Genomic DNA, 16269 nt, shown 5'->3' on the forward strand with positions numbered 1-16269 from the left:
GCATAAAATCCTGCTGGCTTTTTGCTATGCTCGGCTCGCCAGCCTGTGCAATGATTTTCAAAAAGCATAAGGTGCCACCCCTAACACAAAACCGCTTTTGTGATATATTATAGATATGGAAATATATGTGATAAGACACGGACAGACAAAGCTCAATAAAGAAAATAAATTTAATGGAAGAATTGATGAACCGCTTACAGATGAGGGGTTTGTTCAAGCTCGAAAAGTTTCTCTAAATTTACCAGACGATATAAATCATATCTGCTCTTCCTCGATGATTCGTGCAAAACAGACAGCAGAGACTATAAACAAAAAGTTTAATATTCCGATTACTCTCTACAAAGAAATAATCGAAGTAGACGCAGGTATCAATAACGGCACTGTCTGGGACACTGCATTAAAAGAGAAATACAGACTGATGGACTACGATTTTAAACCGAAAGGGGAATCTTTTTTAGAAGTCAAGGATAGAGTTAGTAGATTTCTGAAAGATATAAAAGACAACTATGCTGACAGAAAAGTCTTAATTGTAACTCACGGCGGTATTATCCGTATGATAAATTATCTTGCAAAGGGTTCACCTTTAGGTGACATTAAGAATGTATCGTTTTATACTTTTAATATATAATACTTAAGTATGGAAAAGAAATGCGAATATAGAACAACAGTTGGGCTTGAAATTCACGCCGAACTCAAGACAAAGACAAAGATGTTTTGTCAGTGTAAAAACGACCCCGATGAAGAAAAACCAAATGTAAATGTTTGTCCGGTGTGTATGGGACACCCTGGTACTTTGCCGGTTTTGAATAAAGAAGCGATAAGGAAAGTCTTACAGGTAGGGCTTGCTTGTGGTTCAGAAATCGCCGACTTTACCGAATGGGACAGGAAAAATTATTTCTATCCCGATATTCCGAAGGGCTATCAGATAAGCCAATACAAATATCCGCTTGTTATCGGTGGCTATTTAAAAGGTGTACGACTCACAAGAATTCATTTGGAAGAAGATACTGCGAAGTCTTCGCACGACCAAGGTGATTTTTCTCTTGTAGATTTCAATCGTGGAGGAGTGCCACTTATGGAGCTTGTGACAGAGCCGGTGATTCACTCTGGCAAAGAAGCATCGGATTTTGCCAAAGAGCTTCAATTGCTTTTACAATATCTAGGTGCCGGCGATGCAAATATGGAAAAAGGTGAGATGAGAGTGGAAGCGAATATTTCTGTCAGTGATTGCGAGGACAAGCTCGGTACAAAAGTGGAGGTGAAAAATCTCAACTCATTCCGTGCAGTGGAGAGGGCTATCGCTTATGAGACGGAAAGGCATATTTCAGCACTAGAAAGAGGTGAAAAAATAGTGCAGGAAACACGCGGTTGGGATGATGCAAAACAGCAAACATATTCACAGAGAATAAAAGAAGATTCGCACGACTATCGTTATTTCCCAGATCCAGATTTACCAAAACTCATGGTTTCTGAAGTCTTTGATTTGAAAAAGATGAAAGGAGAATTGCCGGAGCTTCCGTGGCAGAGGAGAGAAAGATATCTGAAAGTCTTTGGAATAAAAGAACAGGATGCGGAAGCTTATGTAAACAACTTTGCACTCGGAGAATTTTTTGAGAAAGTCATAAAGGATTTTGGAGAAAATAAAGATTTGGTTAAACTTGCTTCAAATTATATTTCATCCGACCTTGTCGGGCTTCTTGCAAAAGATGAAAGTTTGAAATACCCGGACGATAAAAGTCTTGCAAAAATTATTCAGATGGTTTCTGAAGGTGCATTGTCTTCAAGGAGCGCAAAGGATTTGCTTCTTAAAATAGTAAAAGATGGCGGAAATCCAGAAGAAATCGCTAAAAAAGAGGGAATGCTACAGTCAAACGACGAAGGCCCTATAAAAGCAATTATCGAAAAGCTTATTACGGAAAATCCCAAAGTTGTAGCAGATTATAAAGCCGGAAAGGAAGCATCTTTGCAATTCTTCATCGGGCAAACCATAAAAGCCACAAAGGGTTCGGCAAATCCACAAATTATAAAAAAGGTTCTTTTATCTGCTTTAAAATAGTAGTATAATACCGCTATGGCAGAACCTATAATAAAGAAAGTCTATATTGGTACAGATCATGCCGGTTTTGTGATGAAAGAAAAATTAAAACCTTTTATAGAAAAACTCGGATACAAGGTGGTTGATTGTGGAGCCTTCAGATATGATGACCTAGATGATTATCCCGATTTTATCGCTCCTGTGGCTAAAGCCGTTTCTCTTAATCCAGAACATATACGCGGAATAATTCTCGGCGGTTCTGGGCAGGGTGAGGCAATTGTAGCAAACAGATTTCCAAATGTTCGGGCAATAGTTTTCTATGGTAGAGGTGGAATTTTGAAAGATGCAATGGCAGCGATTGAGCTTGGTCGTGGACACAACGATTCAAATGTTCTTTCTCTGGGTGCGAGGATGATACGCTTATCGGCCGCTAAAAAGGCAGTTACTCTTTGGCTCAAGATGAATTTTTCAAATAAAGAAAGGCATATTCGAAGAATAAAAAAAATAGAGACTATCACTAAGATGATAAGAAATAGTTTGGAATATTAAAATGGTAGATGTAATACCAGCAATAATACCGGAATCTTTTGAAGATCTTCAGGATAAGATGTCTCTTGTAAATGGTCTCACTAAAATGGTACAGATAGATGTTTGTGATGGCAAATTTGTTCCGTCAAAATGTTGGCCGTATACAAATGATCACGATGGAGATTTTAGAAATATTACCGAAGAGGAGGCGGGCTTTCCATTTTGGGATTCTCTTGATTTTGAGGTAGATCTTATGGTGGCTCATCCAGAAAATGTCGTTGAAGACTGGATTCGCGCTGGAGCGAAAAGAATCGTCTTACATATTGAATCTGCACCACATATCAAAGATCTGATAAAAGATTTGCGTGTAAAGTATGGTTGGTATGGAGAATCACTACTTACCATTGAAATAGGTATTGCTCTAAATTCAAACACCTCAAATGAAAAGATTTTTGAATATCTTGATCCAAATACCGAAGGTAGATCTCTTATAGATTTTGTACAGTTTATGGGTATTAGAGAGATCGGATATCAGGGTCAACTTTTTGATGAGAGAGTCTTTGGTAAAATACGCACCTTGAGGCAGTCCTACCCTGACACTATTATTAGCGTAGATGGAGGTGTTACAATGGAAAATGCTCATGACCTCGTAGAGGCCGGTGTAAACAGGCTCGTCTCCGGCTCGGCGATTTATGGGAGTGGAGATATAAAAGAAGCGATAGAGGAATTAAGGAAATTATAAATATGAAAACACTTAGAGAATATGTAAAAGAGGCACAGGAAAATGGAGTGGCAATCGGTCATTTTAATATCTCAAACCTTGAAACTTTGCGAGGGATTTTTAATTCAGCGAGAAAATTAAATCTGCCGGTGATTATTGGCACTGCGGAAGGGGAGAGGAAATTCATCGGCACGAAGCAAGCGGTGGCTTTGGTAAAGAGCTTGCGCGAAGAATACAATTATCCGATTTTCCTAAATGCTGATCATACTTATACAGTAGAGGGGGTAAAAGAATGCATAGATGCTGGATATGATGCCGTTATTTTTGATGCGGCAAATGTGAGCTATGAAGAAAATGTAAAGCTTACAAAAGAATGTGTGGAGTATGCCAAAAAATGCGGGCGAGATGTGCTTGTGGAAGCAGAACTTGGCTTTATAGGGCAGGCCTCACAGATTTTGGACAAGATTCCGGAAGGGGTGAGAATAAGCGAAGAATTTTTGACCACGCCGGAGCTCGCACAAAAATTTGTAAAAGATACCGGCATAGATATGCTCGCTCCTGCGGTGGGAAATATTCACGGCATGCTAAAGGGTGGTAAAGATCCAGCATTGAATATAAAAAGAGTAGGGGAGATAAATACTGTTGCGGGTGTTCCGCTGGTGCTTCATGGCGCGTCTGGAAATTCTGCCGAAGAAATAAAAGAAGCGATAAAATCCGGAATGGCGATAGTGCACATAAATACAGAAATCCGCTCGGCTTTCAGAAAAACCCTCGAAAAAGAGCTAGCCGAAAAGCCAAACGAAGTGGCGCCTTATAAATATATGGATGGTGCAGTTTCTGCTGTGGAAGAAATTGTGACGGAGAAATTGAAGATTTTTAATAATTTTTAAACTGACAAGAATTTATACCATGCTTCATCCTGTGATACAGTCGATACTTAATAGACGTGGTCTAAGTGTTCCGATAAATGATGGCAAAAAGATTACTCTGGTTTTGTATGGTGGAGTAATGGCTGGAGTGGCTGGAGGAGCATCTGTTATTGCACTTGAAGAACTCGGTTTATCCGGAGTCTTTGATAATATCTTTGTAGTGTCTGCCGGTTTACCCAATGCTTCATATTTTTTATCTAAACAGACGAAGCTTGGTACAAGTATTTACTACGAGGATTTAAATGATAGGAAATTTATTAACTTTTGGAGATTCTGGAATCCGATTAATACAGATAAAGTAGTAAATGCTATTCGCTATCTTAAACCTTTAGATGTTAAGAATGTCCTTTCGTCAAAGACTAAGATTTTTGTACGTTTATTCAATATTGGTACCGACAAAGCTGAGTATTTAAGACTAAATGAATATTGCAAGACTAATGACGATTATTTTTCGGTTTTAAAGACAGCGATAACATTTTCTACTATTTATAATTCCTATAAAATTGACGGGAGAAGATATGTCGATGGAGCTATGCGGAACAAGGGATATATTCTTGATCACTTTAAATGTGCATGCAAAGAAGAGTTTACAGATATGTTGATAATATATAATAAAGGCACGTATAATTTGAATATTAGTTCTGATAAAATATGCGAAATAGTTTTACCAACAGAGATGTCTAATTTTGAGACTAAAGATGTGATTCTTAGGCAAGAGAGTATAAAAGCTGGTTTGTATGTCAAACAAGCCTTTGGTGTTAATGAACAGATAACTCTGTAGTTATAGACCCTAAAAACTGTCTTGCTAAAAAGACTTTTTCATGTATAATGTCTGAACTATGTTAACATTGAATGTTGAAAAGAGAGATGAGAAGGCTAGTTTGGCTTCTATAAGAAAGGCAGGCAAAATGCCGGCTATTTTCTATGGAAAAAAGGAGAAATCCACTTCCATCATGCTTCCTTATGCTATTTTTGAAAAAACTCTAAAAGATGCTGGTGAATCTACGATTCTCCACCTTTCTGGAGAGGGAATAGATGTAGATGTTTTGATAAAAGATGTAGATTTGGATCCTGTTACCGACAATCCAAGACATGCTGATTTTTATGTTATTGAAAAGGGCAAGAAACTTGAGATTAAAGTACCGATAGAATTCGTGGGTGTCGCTCCAGCAGTCAAGGATTTGGCGGGTGTGCTTGTCAAAGTTATGCATGAAATAGAGATTGAAGCTTTGCCAAAAGATTTACCACATAAGATTGAGATTGATATTTCATCACTCGTCGCTTTTGACAGTGTTGTTACAGTTAAGGATATTAAAATCCCAGCAGGTGTAGAGATCAAGGCTAAGCTTGAAGATGTTGTCGCCTCTGTCTATGAACCAAAAGAAGAAGTTGTGGAAGTGGCTCCAGTAGATCTTTCTACAATAGAAGTTGAAAAGAAAGGTAAGGAAGCCAAAGAAGGCGAAGCTCCTGCCGAAGGTGCCGAAGCTCCGAAGAAAGAAGAAAAGAAAGAGGAGAAGAAAAAATAACTTAAGCATAAAAGAAGAGCGGCGCCCGGAGGGCGCCGCTCTTCTTTTATGTCTTTAATATGATAAAATTAATAGATGGGAGGCATTTGTCGCCTTTTGATTTATGATTAAAAAATCGTTCATTTATTTTTTGATAATAGTCTTTTTTACTTTTGGGGGAACTACCAAGACTATTTTTGCACAGAGTGCTGTTGCTATCACAGAAAATGCAGCAAGAAAAGCTGAACTTCAAGCCCAACTTAATCAGATAGAAGCCGATATAGCAGCTCAACAAAAGATATTAGATGACCAGAAAAACCGTTCAGACTCTTTGGCTAAAGAGATCGCTATCTTGGATGCAACTATAAAAAAATACAAACTTGATATAAAAGCTAGAGAAATTGCCATAAAGGAACTCACTGAAAATATCGGAGATAAGCAGACCACTATCGATAAACTTTCAGATAAGATGCAGAGGGAAAGAGATTCACTGGCGGAGATAATCAGGAGGACCTCAGAAATCGATTCTATTTCAATTATAGGGGCGTTACTTTCAAAAGAAAGCATCTCCGGAGTTTTTGAGGATTTAGATTTATTTGATTCTATAAAAGCTGAAATGCAGAAATCTTTTACCGAGATTACAGATACAAAGGAAAAGACAGCCAACGAAAAAGCAGATCTTGAAAGTAAACGAGATGATGAAATGGAGCTAAAAGCTCTTCAAGAGCTTCAGCAAAAGAGAATTCAAGAGCAGGAGAAACAGAAGAGTGATATATTAAAAGCGTCCAAGGGTCTTGAGGCTGGATATCAAAAGGTCATAAAAGATAAAGTTTTAACAGCAGGAGAGATTAGAAATCAACTTTTTTCTTTACAAGGTTCAGCACAAATCTCTTTTCCAAAAGCTGTTGAGTACGCGACTTTCGTCGGTGCAAAAACAAATATCAGGCCAGCTTTTATTCTCGGTATAATTGCTGAAGAATCAAACCTTGGTCAAAATGTCGGTACGGGCAATTGGCTTGTGGATATGAAAGCGCCGAGAGATACCGAGCCGTTTCTGGCTATATGTAGAAATCTTGGAATAGATCCAAATAAGGCCCCTGTTTCAAAGAAAGCATGGTATGGATACGGTGGAGCTATGGGTCCAGCGCAGTTTATCCCTTCCACATGGGTGCTTTACGGAGGATTTAAAAAAGATGGAAACGGTAATTGGCATTATGATGCAGGTTTGGATAAAATAAGAAAAGCACTTGGCACCGCGCGACCTTCTGACCCATGGAACCCACTTGATGCGTTTATGGCTTCAGCTATTTTATCCAAAGAAAATGGCGCTAAAAATGGAGACTTCGCTTCAGAAAGGTTGGCAGCTTTGAGATATTTGGCAGGCTGGACCAATGCCACAAAGAAAGCCTATGCCTTCTATGGAGATGATGTTATGAACTTAGCTGCGAAATACCAGGCACAAATAGATGTGTTGAATGGAAAATAAAAGCTTGCTCGCTGTAGACGGGGAGTTGCATTTTTTGTGAAATCTGATACTATACACAGCTATGAAAAAGGATATACATCCAAAATACAATGATAAAGCCAAGACAACCTGCGCATGCGGAGGTACTTATGATTTTGGTTCCACAAAAGAGGAAATACATGTAGAAATCTGTGCCAATTGCCACCCATTTTATACTGGCAATGAAAAGGTACTAGATACTGCCGGAAGAGTTGAAAAATTCAAGGCAAGAAAAGCTGCAGGAACTGCAAAATCTTCAGCGAAGAAATCTACAAAAAAATAACAAAGTCAAAGAAAAATCCGTGCTCTTTCCGAGTTCGGATTTTTTCTTTTCCCGATAAGTGTTAAAATAAAACCATGCCAGATTTAATAGAAGAATTCAGAAAAAATAAAAAGACCACATTTCTCGCCGAAGAATACACTCGGCTTGAAAATGAAGAAGAGTCTATAAAGAAAATGGCCGAGAAAGACCAAGCACTTTTTGCTTTGGCTGAGGAAGAATTGAAGAATCTGAAATCTCAAAAAGATAATCTTCTCGAACAGATGAAAAATATTATAGCAGGGGATGAAGAGGAAGAAAAGTTTCCCAATGAAGCGATTATGGAAATCCGTGCTGGAGTGGGTGGGGAAGAGGCGGCGATTTTTGCCGAAGATTTGGCAAAGATGTATAAAAGAGTAGCTACTTTGAAAAACTGGGCATTTAGCGTAGTAAGTGAGTCAAAAAGTGCGCTCGGAGGCTATAAAGAAGTTGTATTTGAGCTTCGTGGCAAAGATGTCTATAAAGGTTTGAGATTTGAAACGGGAGTTCATAGGGTTCAGAGAGTTCCAGATACGGAAAAGTCCGGAAGGGTTCATACCTCTACCGCATCGGTAGCCGTTTTGCCGATTAGGAAGAAGTCGAAGATAGAGATTAAGTCTTCAGATCTTCAAGTTGAATTTTCAAGGTCTGGTGGGGCTGGAGGTCAAAATGTAAACAAGGTTGAGACAGCCGTGAGGATAGTCCATATACCGACAGGTATAGATGTCCGCTCTACTGCAGAGAGAAGCCAGTTGAAAAATAGAGAAAAAGCTATGGGCATTCTTACTGCCAAGCTTGAAATACTGAAAGAGGAAGAGGAGGCTAAAAAGTTTGCAAGCGACAGGAAAGAACAGATTGGTACGGCAGATAGATCAGAGAAAATTCGCACTTACAATATTTTGCAGGATAGAGTTACGGACCATAGAGTCAAACACTCTTGGTTCAATATTGAAAATATCTTTGCCGGCGACGGGCTTGTCGATGTTGTAGATTATATTGTGAAAAACGATTGTAAACCGCAGGCAGGGGATTCAGAAGCTGACGCGGAATAATATTGCCTGAAATTTTCACGGGGTCCTGTCGACCTGCCCCTTTTGAAATGCACGGATATTTTCTTGCTAGAAAATTCCTCGTGCTCGCGCCGTCGCGCTCCCAAGGCATTTCAAAAGGGGCAGGCTCGCCACCCCTAACAAAATTTCAGGCAGTTGCATTTTAGCCATATTCTGATATACTTTCTGCCACTTATGATAGAACAAAAGAAAACAGCAAATAACGAGAAAATCGAGGCGATGTTTAAGGCAGGCGCCCATTTTGGCTATGCCAAATCAAAGAGAAATGCTTCCACAGCACCTTTTATATTTGGTACCAAGAATAAAACTGAAATAATTGACTTAGAAAAAACCAATGAAATGCTTGATAAGGCTATTGAGTTTGTTACTTCACTTGCGAAGGCAGGTAAGATAATCCTTTTTGCTTCAAGCAAGAGTGAAGCCAAGGGTGCTATCAAAGAAGGAGCAATGTCTATCGATATGCCATATGTTTCGGGAAGATGGATTGGTGGAACTATTACAAATTTTGTTGAAATAAAAAAGAGACTTGCTAAATATGAAGATCTCACAAAACAAAAAGAAAAAGGAGAACTTTCAAAATATACAAAGAAAGAAAGAGCACTTATAGACAAAGAGATATCGAATCTCGAGAAAATGTTCTCAGGAATTGTCGGTTTGAAGGACAATCCAAAAGCGCTTTTTGTTGTTGATCCTAAAGAAGAGATAAACGCCGTTATGGAAGCGAAGAGGGCAGGAATACCTGTGATAGCAATAGCAAATACAGATTGTGATATTAAAATAGTTGATCACCCGATAGTTGCAAACGATTCTTCGGTTTCAAGCATCGCTTTTATAGTTTCAGAAATCATAAAAGCTTATAAGGATGGTAAGGTCGCGAAAGCTTAAAAGATTCTTCCATTCAGTTCCACTTTTAAAGCGAAGCTTGTTTTTTCGTTTAATAAAATTTATAATATAAATATATATGGCAATAACAACAGAACAAATTAAAGAATTAAGAGAAAAGACAGGCATATCTGTGATGCAATGTAGGAAAGTGCTTGAAGAAGCAGGCGGAGATATGGGGAAGGCCGTTATTCTTTTAAAGAAGAGAGGGGCCGAAGCTGCTGCCAAGAAATCCGAAAGGACGCTCAAGGCCGGAAGAATCGCTGCTTATATACACGGTGTCGGCTCTGTGGGTGCTATGGTAGAACTCTGTAGTGAAACAGACTTCGTATCTAAAAATGAAGAATTTCAGAAACTTGCTTATGAGATAGCTATGCAAATAGCTGCCACAAATCCTGTGTATTTGAGAAAGGAAGATATTTCCGAGGAGGAAAAACAGAAAGTCCTTAGTGCTTTTCTCGATGAAGTGAAAGGTAAGCCAGAAAACATGAAAGAGAAAATCTTGCAAGGCAAACTGGATGCATTTTTCAAAGAGAGGATTTTACTTGAACAGGATTACATAAAAGATCCAAGCGTTACTATTACAAGTCTTATTCAGAATGCCATTCAAAAATTTGGTGAGAAAATAGAAATAGCTAGGTTCGTGAGGTTCAATGTCAGTAAATAATTATGGCAATTGCTTTATTTTATATCTCCCTGATACTTTTAGTCGGATTTATAACGATTAAGTCGCTTGAGATTTATTATGATAGAAAACATGTACTCTCACAAGTTATCTGCAGGGGGGATGATTACTGTCATGAATTAGTTGGAAAGACGCGACATGTTATTTCAAAGATAAAATTCAAGAATTTTCACAGGCTCGTAGTGTTAATAGCGGAATTTATAAAAAGAGAGACTATTATATTAAAGAGAAAATTTGATAGTAAACAACCAAAATTTTTCTTGAAGACCGTATCTTACAAGCCCGATTCTAGTAAAAAAGGCTCAGTATCTTTTTTCTTGAAAAATGTTTCAGATTACAAGAATTCACTGAAGAGTAAGGAGTAGTTTGTAATTTTCTTTATTTTTTGCTATATTTCTCGGTAGGTCATAAGCCTAAAACATTTTATTCTGATAAAATGTTCGGCCGATCAATTTTGAATAAATTGATATAGGCCACCTTAGCTCAGTTGGTAGAGCAGCGCTTTTGTAAAGCGAAGGTCCCCAGTTCAAATCTGGGAGGTGGCTCAATAAATAAACCCGAGAGGGCTTTTTTATGTTTCTTTTGCTGTAAGCGGGCGAGTATCACTATTTTTCATCACTGCTGAGAACCCCAAGTAAAACCAGAACACTTCTCGGTATCTGCAAGTCTACGACCGAGTATCACCACTTTTCTGTGTCCGCAGGCGAGTTTGCCGGTACGGTGTGGTGTAATTTTGCGGAGTGTATTCACGGAGCAAAAGTATACCACGACGGAAACCGCCGAGGATTAGGAGAATTTCCGCTGGGAAATTCTCCGCACAGAAAAATGGTGATGCGAGGGAGTCTTTATTTCTTAGTCGTAGTCGCTGTGCTTGTCGCTGTCTCTTTAAGTTCCGGTATGAGCTTCTCCAAAGCATCTTTCTCTTGAAAACCAGTAAATGCCTTACCTTTAACTATAATAACAGGGAAGTCTGATTTTACTTTATATATTGAGGCAAGGGTTTTCACTGCTGGGCTGTCGAGATCATAGTCAAAAGAATACACCCTGAGCTTAGGATAATTCTCTCGAAGATATGTAAGTACATAGCCTTGTTTCCTGCAATCCGAACAGTCATTTGTATAAAAATATATCAAAGAAACCGGTTTGATATCGCATTTGTCGGCGATTTTTTCCATAAGTAGATAATCTTTGATTTCAAGTAGGGAGTAGTACTTTTTTAAATATAATAATTCCGGATCGTTCTGGCTCATCTGGTCTTCCATATAAGAGAGCTTTTCGGCAATACTGTTCATCTCTTTTGAGAATTCAGAATCAGCGACATTTTTGCAGGCAGCTCCTTCAAGGAGGGCGAATTGAGTTTCAGAAGACAAGACATCGAGAGATATCTTTTCTCCCATAGATTTGATCTGCGCGGTTTTTTTATTATCAATATAGTTACTTAAAGATATGGCGGTAATGAATATCGCAAGTGTGATAATAAATGCATATAGATATATTTTCCAGTCAGTTTTCTTCATCCCAATTATAAATTTTAAGCTAATAAATTTTTATCTGCTTCTACTAAATATCTTTTAACTAAAATATTATTTATCATATTATATTTGTTCGTATTTATAATGGGACAAGTATTTTTTACCTCCACTTAACCTGTCTTGATAAAGCGGCCTTGTAGATTGCGGATGTCATCCAAATAGGCGATATAAAACCGTATAAGAATACAAAATAAAATATTTCTTTTTTAAATCGCAATTTTCCTGTGGCTATTTTTACGGCAACCAAGATGAGTATAAGTGATATTAAGAGCAATGAAATGACCATCAAGACAGATGTACTTGTCTTTATCGAAAAAGGATCAAAAGCCGTTGCGGTGAAATCAAGACCCAAACCACTTATTCTCAAGAAGGTATCATGTGCTCCGGAGAATACAGATTTGCCTATATTGAATACCGCGATAAGCACTGAGTAAGCAATTATAAATGAGAAAGGCAAGACAAACATGCCATAATTGCCGTATTTTTTATTGAAGAACATTTCTTTGTAATCCACAGCATTTTTGATAAAGCCGAAATTCCACCTTAATCTTTGTTTGTACAAAGTCTTAATGGTTTTGGGTGCTGTGGTATAGACTATAGATTTATGGGAATTCCTGATTTTTAGATTTCTCCTATGCAACCTCAAAGTGATTTCCATATCTTCCGTCTGATGTGCTTTTTTATAATTGCCGACCATTTTAAATACATTTTTCCTAAACATAGAAAATGGTCCCGGCATGACAAGCACGGCATCTGCATAAGAAAAGAGCTTCGCTATCAAAATGCCGAGGGTGTATTCAGACCACTGCATTCTCTGAAGCAAATTTCTTGGATTGAAGACCCTTACGGATGGGGTGACTGCCATAGTTTTCTTATCTTTGAAATAAGCCATCATATTCATAAGTGCGGACTTTTCCACAAAAGAATCTGCATCAAGACAGCCGATTATCTCACCTTTCGTTTTTGTAATACCAAAATTCAGAGCTGTATGTTTACCACCGTTTATTTTTTTATAAATTCTAATTTGCGGATTCTTTTTGTACTTCTGTATATGTTTCCATGTGCCGTCTGTACTGCCGTCATCTATTATTAAAATCTCAAGTTTATCTTTTGGATAATCTAGAGCAAGTAAGGAATCTATTGTGCCGTCTACAGTTTCTTCCTCATTGAAGCAAGGGACAATTACACTTGTATACAAGGTTTCGCTACCGAGTGCTTGTGACGGCGAAGTCTCTGATTTTATTTCTCTTCTATGTCTGATATACAGAATGAGCAAAAAGACCTCAAAATAAAGAGATATAAACAGAAATACAAGGTTGATTACCTCTATCGTTTTCATCAATATTATAATATCAGAAAAAGTGGCAGATTTCAATCATTTTTGTGTTGAAATATGTGCCTTTTACTGTATAATTTATCAATATGCAAAAACCAGAGGAAAATAGAGGACATCTACATCCGATAACCTTAGTATTTAATGATATGGTTAAGATTTTTTCCGATATGGGTTTTGTATTAACCGATGGTCCAGAACTTGAAACAGAATATTATAACTTTGATGCCTTGAATTTTCCCAAAGATCATCCAGCTCGCGATATGCAGGATACTTTTTGGCTTAAACCAAATAAAAATATACCTGGTGTTGAAAACAAGCTTTTGAGACCTCAGACGAGTGCAATGCAGATTCACTATATGGAAGACAATAAACCGCCACTTGCTATTATTTGTCCGGGTAAAGTTTATAGAAATGAAGCGACAGATGCGGGTCATGAAGCACAATTTCATCAGATAGAAGGATTACTGGTAGATAAAAAGATTTCTCTTGCTGATCTCAAGTCAACTCTGAATATCTTTTTTGATAAATTCTTTAAGAAAGATGTTGAGGTGAGATTTCGTCCAAGTTTTTTCCCTTTTGTTGAACCGGGTGTAGAAATAGACGTCTCTTGTTTCAAATGTAAAGGTGAAGGAAGTTGTCCAGTTTGCAAAGGCACCGGTTGGATAGAGATAATGGGAGCCGGGGCTGTTCATCCAAAAGTGTTGAATATTATCGGAATAAATCCAAATGAATTTACCGGTTTTGCCTTCGGTATGGGTGTGGATAGAATAGCGATGCTCAAATACGGCATTGATGATATTAGGTTGCTTTATTCCGGAGATTTGAGATTAGTTAATCAATTTTAAAATGAAAGTATCATATAAATGGTTAAATGAATTCTTGGGAGGCAAAGCGCTAAAGGTTGGAAAATTTGCAGAGCTTTTGACTATGAATTCGGTGGAGATAGAGAGTATTGAAAAAGCTGGAGGTGATTTTGTACTTGATGCAAAAACTACGCCAAATTTGAATCATCATTTGCTTTGCCATAGAGGAATCGCTAGAGAAGCCGGCGTTCTTGCCGATATAAAAGTATCTCAATATTCAAGGGAATTTGCTAACTTGGAAGCCAGGCTTCCAAGTGAGAGAAAGCTTAAGGTAAATATTGTAGACGGGAAATTGTGTAGAAGATATACCGGAAGAATTGTGGAAAATGTCAAAGTCGGTCCATCGCCGAAGTGGCTTGCGGAAAAACTTGAAATTCTCGGTCAAAGGTCAATAAATAATATTGTCGATGCCACAAACTTTCTTATGCTTGAGCTCGGCCAGCCGATGCATGCTTTTGATGCTGATAAATTGGCGAAAAGCGGGGAAGTCATTATATCCGTGCAAAATGCAAAAAAGGGCGACAAGATAGTCACTTTAGACAAAAAAGATATTGAATTGGACGAAAGTGTTCTTCTTATCACCGATGGTAAAAATCCTCTTGCTATTGCCGGAGTAAAAGGAGGAACATTTGCAGAGCTTGATGAAAATACGACAAATGTTGTATTGGAATCTGCCAATTTTGCACCAACTCTTATAAGAAAGACATCCCAAAAATTTAAAATTCAAACTGACGCCTCAAAGAGATATGAAAATGATTTGACCCCTGAATTATGCGGAGAAGCTATGGATATTCTTACAAAATTGATTGTTGAAATTGCCGGCACAAAAGATACAAAAGTCGGCGAAGTCGTGGACAATTATCCGCGACCTGCCGGAAAATACAAGCTCGGAATTTCTGCTGAAGAAGCAAGTGATATTATCGGTGTAAAAATAAGTGACAAAGAAATCGCAAAGATTTTTGACAGATTTGGATTTGAATATAAAAAAGTGAAGCCGATAGATGAGGTGTTGAAGATGGCACCGACTTTTGTGGGAATACCGTACAAATACGGAGCAAGTGTTTCCTATGATGCGCCGAGGACTTTTGATTGTTCAGGGTTCATTTGCTACCTTTTCCGAGAAACTGGCGTGGGGATACCAAGGACATCTATAGATCAATATGTTTTCGGTAAGCCGATTTCAGAAAAAGATTTGAGACTGGGGGATGAAGTATTTTCTAACACAAAAGAGGGCAAAATACATTATGAGACAAAAGAATTTTTGCCAGGTACAAAAGTGCCAGAAGGCGTGGATCATTGCGGTTTATATCTTGGAGATGGGAAGATAATCCATGCTACAGGCCTATTTGGCAAAGTAGTTATTGAAGATTTGAATAAATCGGATAGATTCAAAAATATTGTCGGCTATAGAAGAATGGCGGAAAACACAGAGAGATTTGTCATTACTGTGCCGGATGAGAGGTTAGACTTGAGAATCAAAGAAGATCTGGCAGAAGAAATCGGTAGAATTTATGGATATGACAAAATAAAAGATGTAAAAATATCAAATAATTCTGGGAAGACGATTTCAGATAAAGCGTATTTCTATAAAACAGAAGTCAGAAAAGTTCTTGTCTCTCTTGGTTTTTCCGAAATCATAAATTATACATTTAGAGAAAAAGGCGAGGTTGAATTGGCGAATACTATGTCTCCGGAAAAAAGATTCTTGAGGACCAATCTTTCGGATGGATTAAAAGAAGCTTTAGAATTCAACGCCAGATATTCTGACTTTATCGATATGTCGCAGATAAAGATTTTTGAATTCGGACATATCTTTACAAAGAAAGGGGAGTTTGACCATTTTGCTATAGGTGCGAAGAATTCTTCTGGAGTGAAAAAGCCAAAAGAAATTGAAACTTTGGATATTGCGATAAAATCTATAGAAGAAAAGACCGGTCTTGTATTGAATAGAGGAAAAGAAGAAGTGGTGATAGAAGTAGATTTTTCTGATGCGATAAGAGATTTACCAGAAGCAAAAGAATATGATTTTACCGGTATTGAAAGTAAAGATATGAGATTCAGTAAAATATCGCAGTATCCATTTATGGTGCGAGATGTCGCCGTGTTTACTCCTGAAGGCACAAAACCGAAGGAGGTCTTTGAAATTATAGAAAAATGGGCAGGTATATTGATGGTCAAAAATAAACTCTTTGATGTATTTACCAAGAAGTTTCCGGACGGCACGAGCAAGATATCCTATGCTTATAGATTAGTATTTCAGTCTTATGAAAGGACACTTACGGATGACGAAGTAAATAAGATAATGGAGAAAATCACTTCAGAATTAAATTCTCAAAAAGGCTGGCAGGTGAGATAAGTCTAGAGTTTTAAAGATACGACTT

17 protein-coding genes and 1 tRNA gene are annotated in these 16269 nt (G+C 37.8%); 16 read left to right on the forward strand and 2 right to left on the reverse strand.

What is annotated here, in order from left to right:
• Positions 1-115: 115 nt before the first annotated feature.
• From WC631_00185 to WC631_00250, 14 genes are all read left to right on the forward strand, one after another.
• Positions 116-628 carry a histidine phosphatase family protein gene (locus WC631_00185; protein MFA6226892.1) on the forward strand — a complete coding sequence of 171 codons (513 nt, stop codon included), beginning with the start codon at positions 116-118 and terminating at the stop codon, positions 626-628.
• Positions 629-637: 9 nt separating this feature from the next.
• Positions 638-2056, forward strand: a complete 1419-nt coding sequence (gene gatB, locus WC631_00190; protein ID MFA6226893.1) for an Asp-tRNA(Asn)/Glu-tRNA(Gln) amidotransferase subunit GatB — start codon at positions 638-640, stop codon at positions 2054-2056.
• Between the two features lie 15 nt (positions 2057-2071).
• Positions 2072-2584 carry an RpiB/LacA/LacB family sugar-phosphate isomerase gene (locus WC631_00195; GenBank protein ID MFA6226894.1) on the forward strand — a complete coding sequence of 171 codons (513 nt, stop codon included), beginning with the start codon at positions 2072-2074 and terminating at the stop codon, positions 2582-2584.
• Between the two features lies 1 nt (position 2585).
• Positions 2586-3305, forward strand: a complete 720-nt coding sequence (locus WC631_00200; protein MFA6226895.1) for a hypothetical protein — start codon at positions 2586-2588, stop codon at positions 3303-3305.
• Between the two features lie 2 nt (positions 3306-3307).
• Positions 3308-4174: a class II fructose-bisphosphate aldolase gene (locus WC631_00205; GenBank protein MFA6226896.1), complete on the forward strand. Its 867-nt coding sequence runs from the start codon at positions 3308-3310 to the stop codon at positions 4172-4174.
• A 19-nt stretch (positions 4175-4193) separates the two neighbouring features.
• The gene (locus WC631_00210) at positions 4194-4994 is read left to right on the forward strand and encodes a patatin-like phospholipase family protein (GenBank protein ID MFA6226897.1); all 801 of its coding nucleotides are present in this window, start codon (positions 4194-4196) and stop codon (positions 4992-4994) included.
• A gap of 58 nt (positions 4995-5052) precedes the next feature.
• A complete protein-coding gene (locus tag WC631_00215; GenBank protein MFA6226898.1) occupies positions 5053-5739 on the forward strand; it encodes a 50S ribosomal protein L25 in 687 nt (228 codons plus the stop codon).
• 103 nt (positions 5740-5842) lie between these two features.
• Positions 5843-7204, forward strand: coding sequence for a hypothetical protein (locus tag WC631_00220; protein MFA6226899.1), 1362 nt, complete (start codon positions 5843-5845; stop codon positions 7202-7204).
• A 61-nt stretch (positions 7205-7265) separates the two neighbouring features.
• A complete protein-coding gene (gene rpmE / locus WC631_00225) occupies positions 7266-7505 on the forward strand; it encodes a 50S ribosomal protein L31 (protein MFA6226900.1) in 240 nt (79 codons plus the stop codon).
• A 74-nt stretch (positions 7506-7579) separates the two neighbouring features.
• Entirely contained in the window at positions 7580-8572 is a 993-nt protein-coding gene (locus tag WC631_00230; GenBank protein MFA6226901.1) for a PCRF domain-containing protein, read from the forward strand.
• 192 nt (positions 8573-8764) lie between these two features.
• On the forward strand, positions 8765-9475 hold the full coding sequence (gene rpsB / locus WC631_00235) for a 30S ribosomal protein S2 (GenBank protein MFA6226902.1): 711 nt from the start codon (positions 8765-8767) through the stop codon (positions 9473-9475).
• Between the two features lie 76 nt (positions 9476-9551).
• Positions 9552-10139, forward strand: a complete 588-nt coding sequence (tsf, locus tag WC631_00240) for an elongation factor Ts (protein MFA6226903.1) — start codon at positions 9552-9554, stop codon at positions 10137-10139.
• 2 nt (positions 10140-10141) lie between these two features.
• Positions 10142-10522 (forward strand): hypothetical protein, encoded by a 381-nt coding sequence (locus WC631_00245; protein MFA6226904.1) that lies wholly within the window; start codon positions 10142-10144, stop codon positions 10520-10522.
• Positions 10523-10629: 107 nt separating this feature from the next.
• A tRNA-Thr gene (locus WC631_00250) sits at positions 10630-10702 on the forward strand.
• A gap of 300 nt (positions 10703-11002) precedes the next feature.
• Here the strand turns inward: WC631_00250 and WC631_00255 are convergent.
• A complete protein-coding gene (locus tag WC631_00255; GenBank protein MFA6226905.1) occupies positions 11003-11674 on the reverse strand; it encodes a thioredoxin family protein in 672 nt (223 codons plus the stop codon).
• Positions 11675-11789: 115 nt separating this feature from the next.
• On the reverse strand, positions 11790-13028 hold the full coding sequence (locus tag WC631_00260) for a glycosyltransferase (protein ID MFA6226906.1): 1239 nt from the start codon (positions 13026-13028) through the stop codon (positions 11790-11792).
• An 83-nt stretch (positions 13029-13111) separates the two neighbouring features.
• On the opposite strand from WC631_00260, the gene pheS reads away from it, so the two are divergent.
• Both pheS and WC631_00270 read left to right on the forward strand, forming a co-directional pair.
• The gene (gene pheS, locus WC631_00265) at positions 13112-13870 is read left to right on the forward strand and encodes a phenylalanine--tRNA ligase subunit alpha (protein ID MFA6226907.1); all 759 of its coding nucleotides are present in this window, start codon (positions 13112-13114) and stop codon (positions 13868-13870) included.
• A gap of 1 nt (position 13871) precedes the next feature.
• A complete protein-coding gene (locus WC631_00270; GenBank protein MFA6226908.1) occupies positions 13872-16244 on the forward strand; it encodes a phenylalanine--tRNA ligase beta subunit-related protein in 2373 nt (790 codons plus the stop codon).
• Positions 16245-16269 lie beyond the last annotated feature (25 nt).

It is taken from the genome of Candidatus Paceibacterota bacterium, assembly GCA_041663045.1.
Taxonomy (GTDB): Bacteria; Patescibacteriota; Minisyncoccia; order Phycocordibacterales; family GWA1-40-21; genus Bog-1340.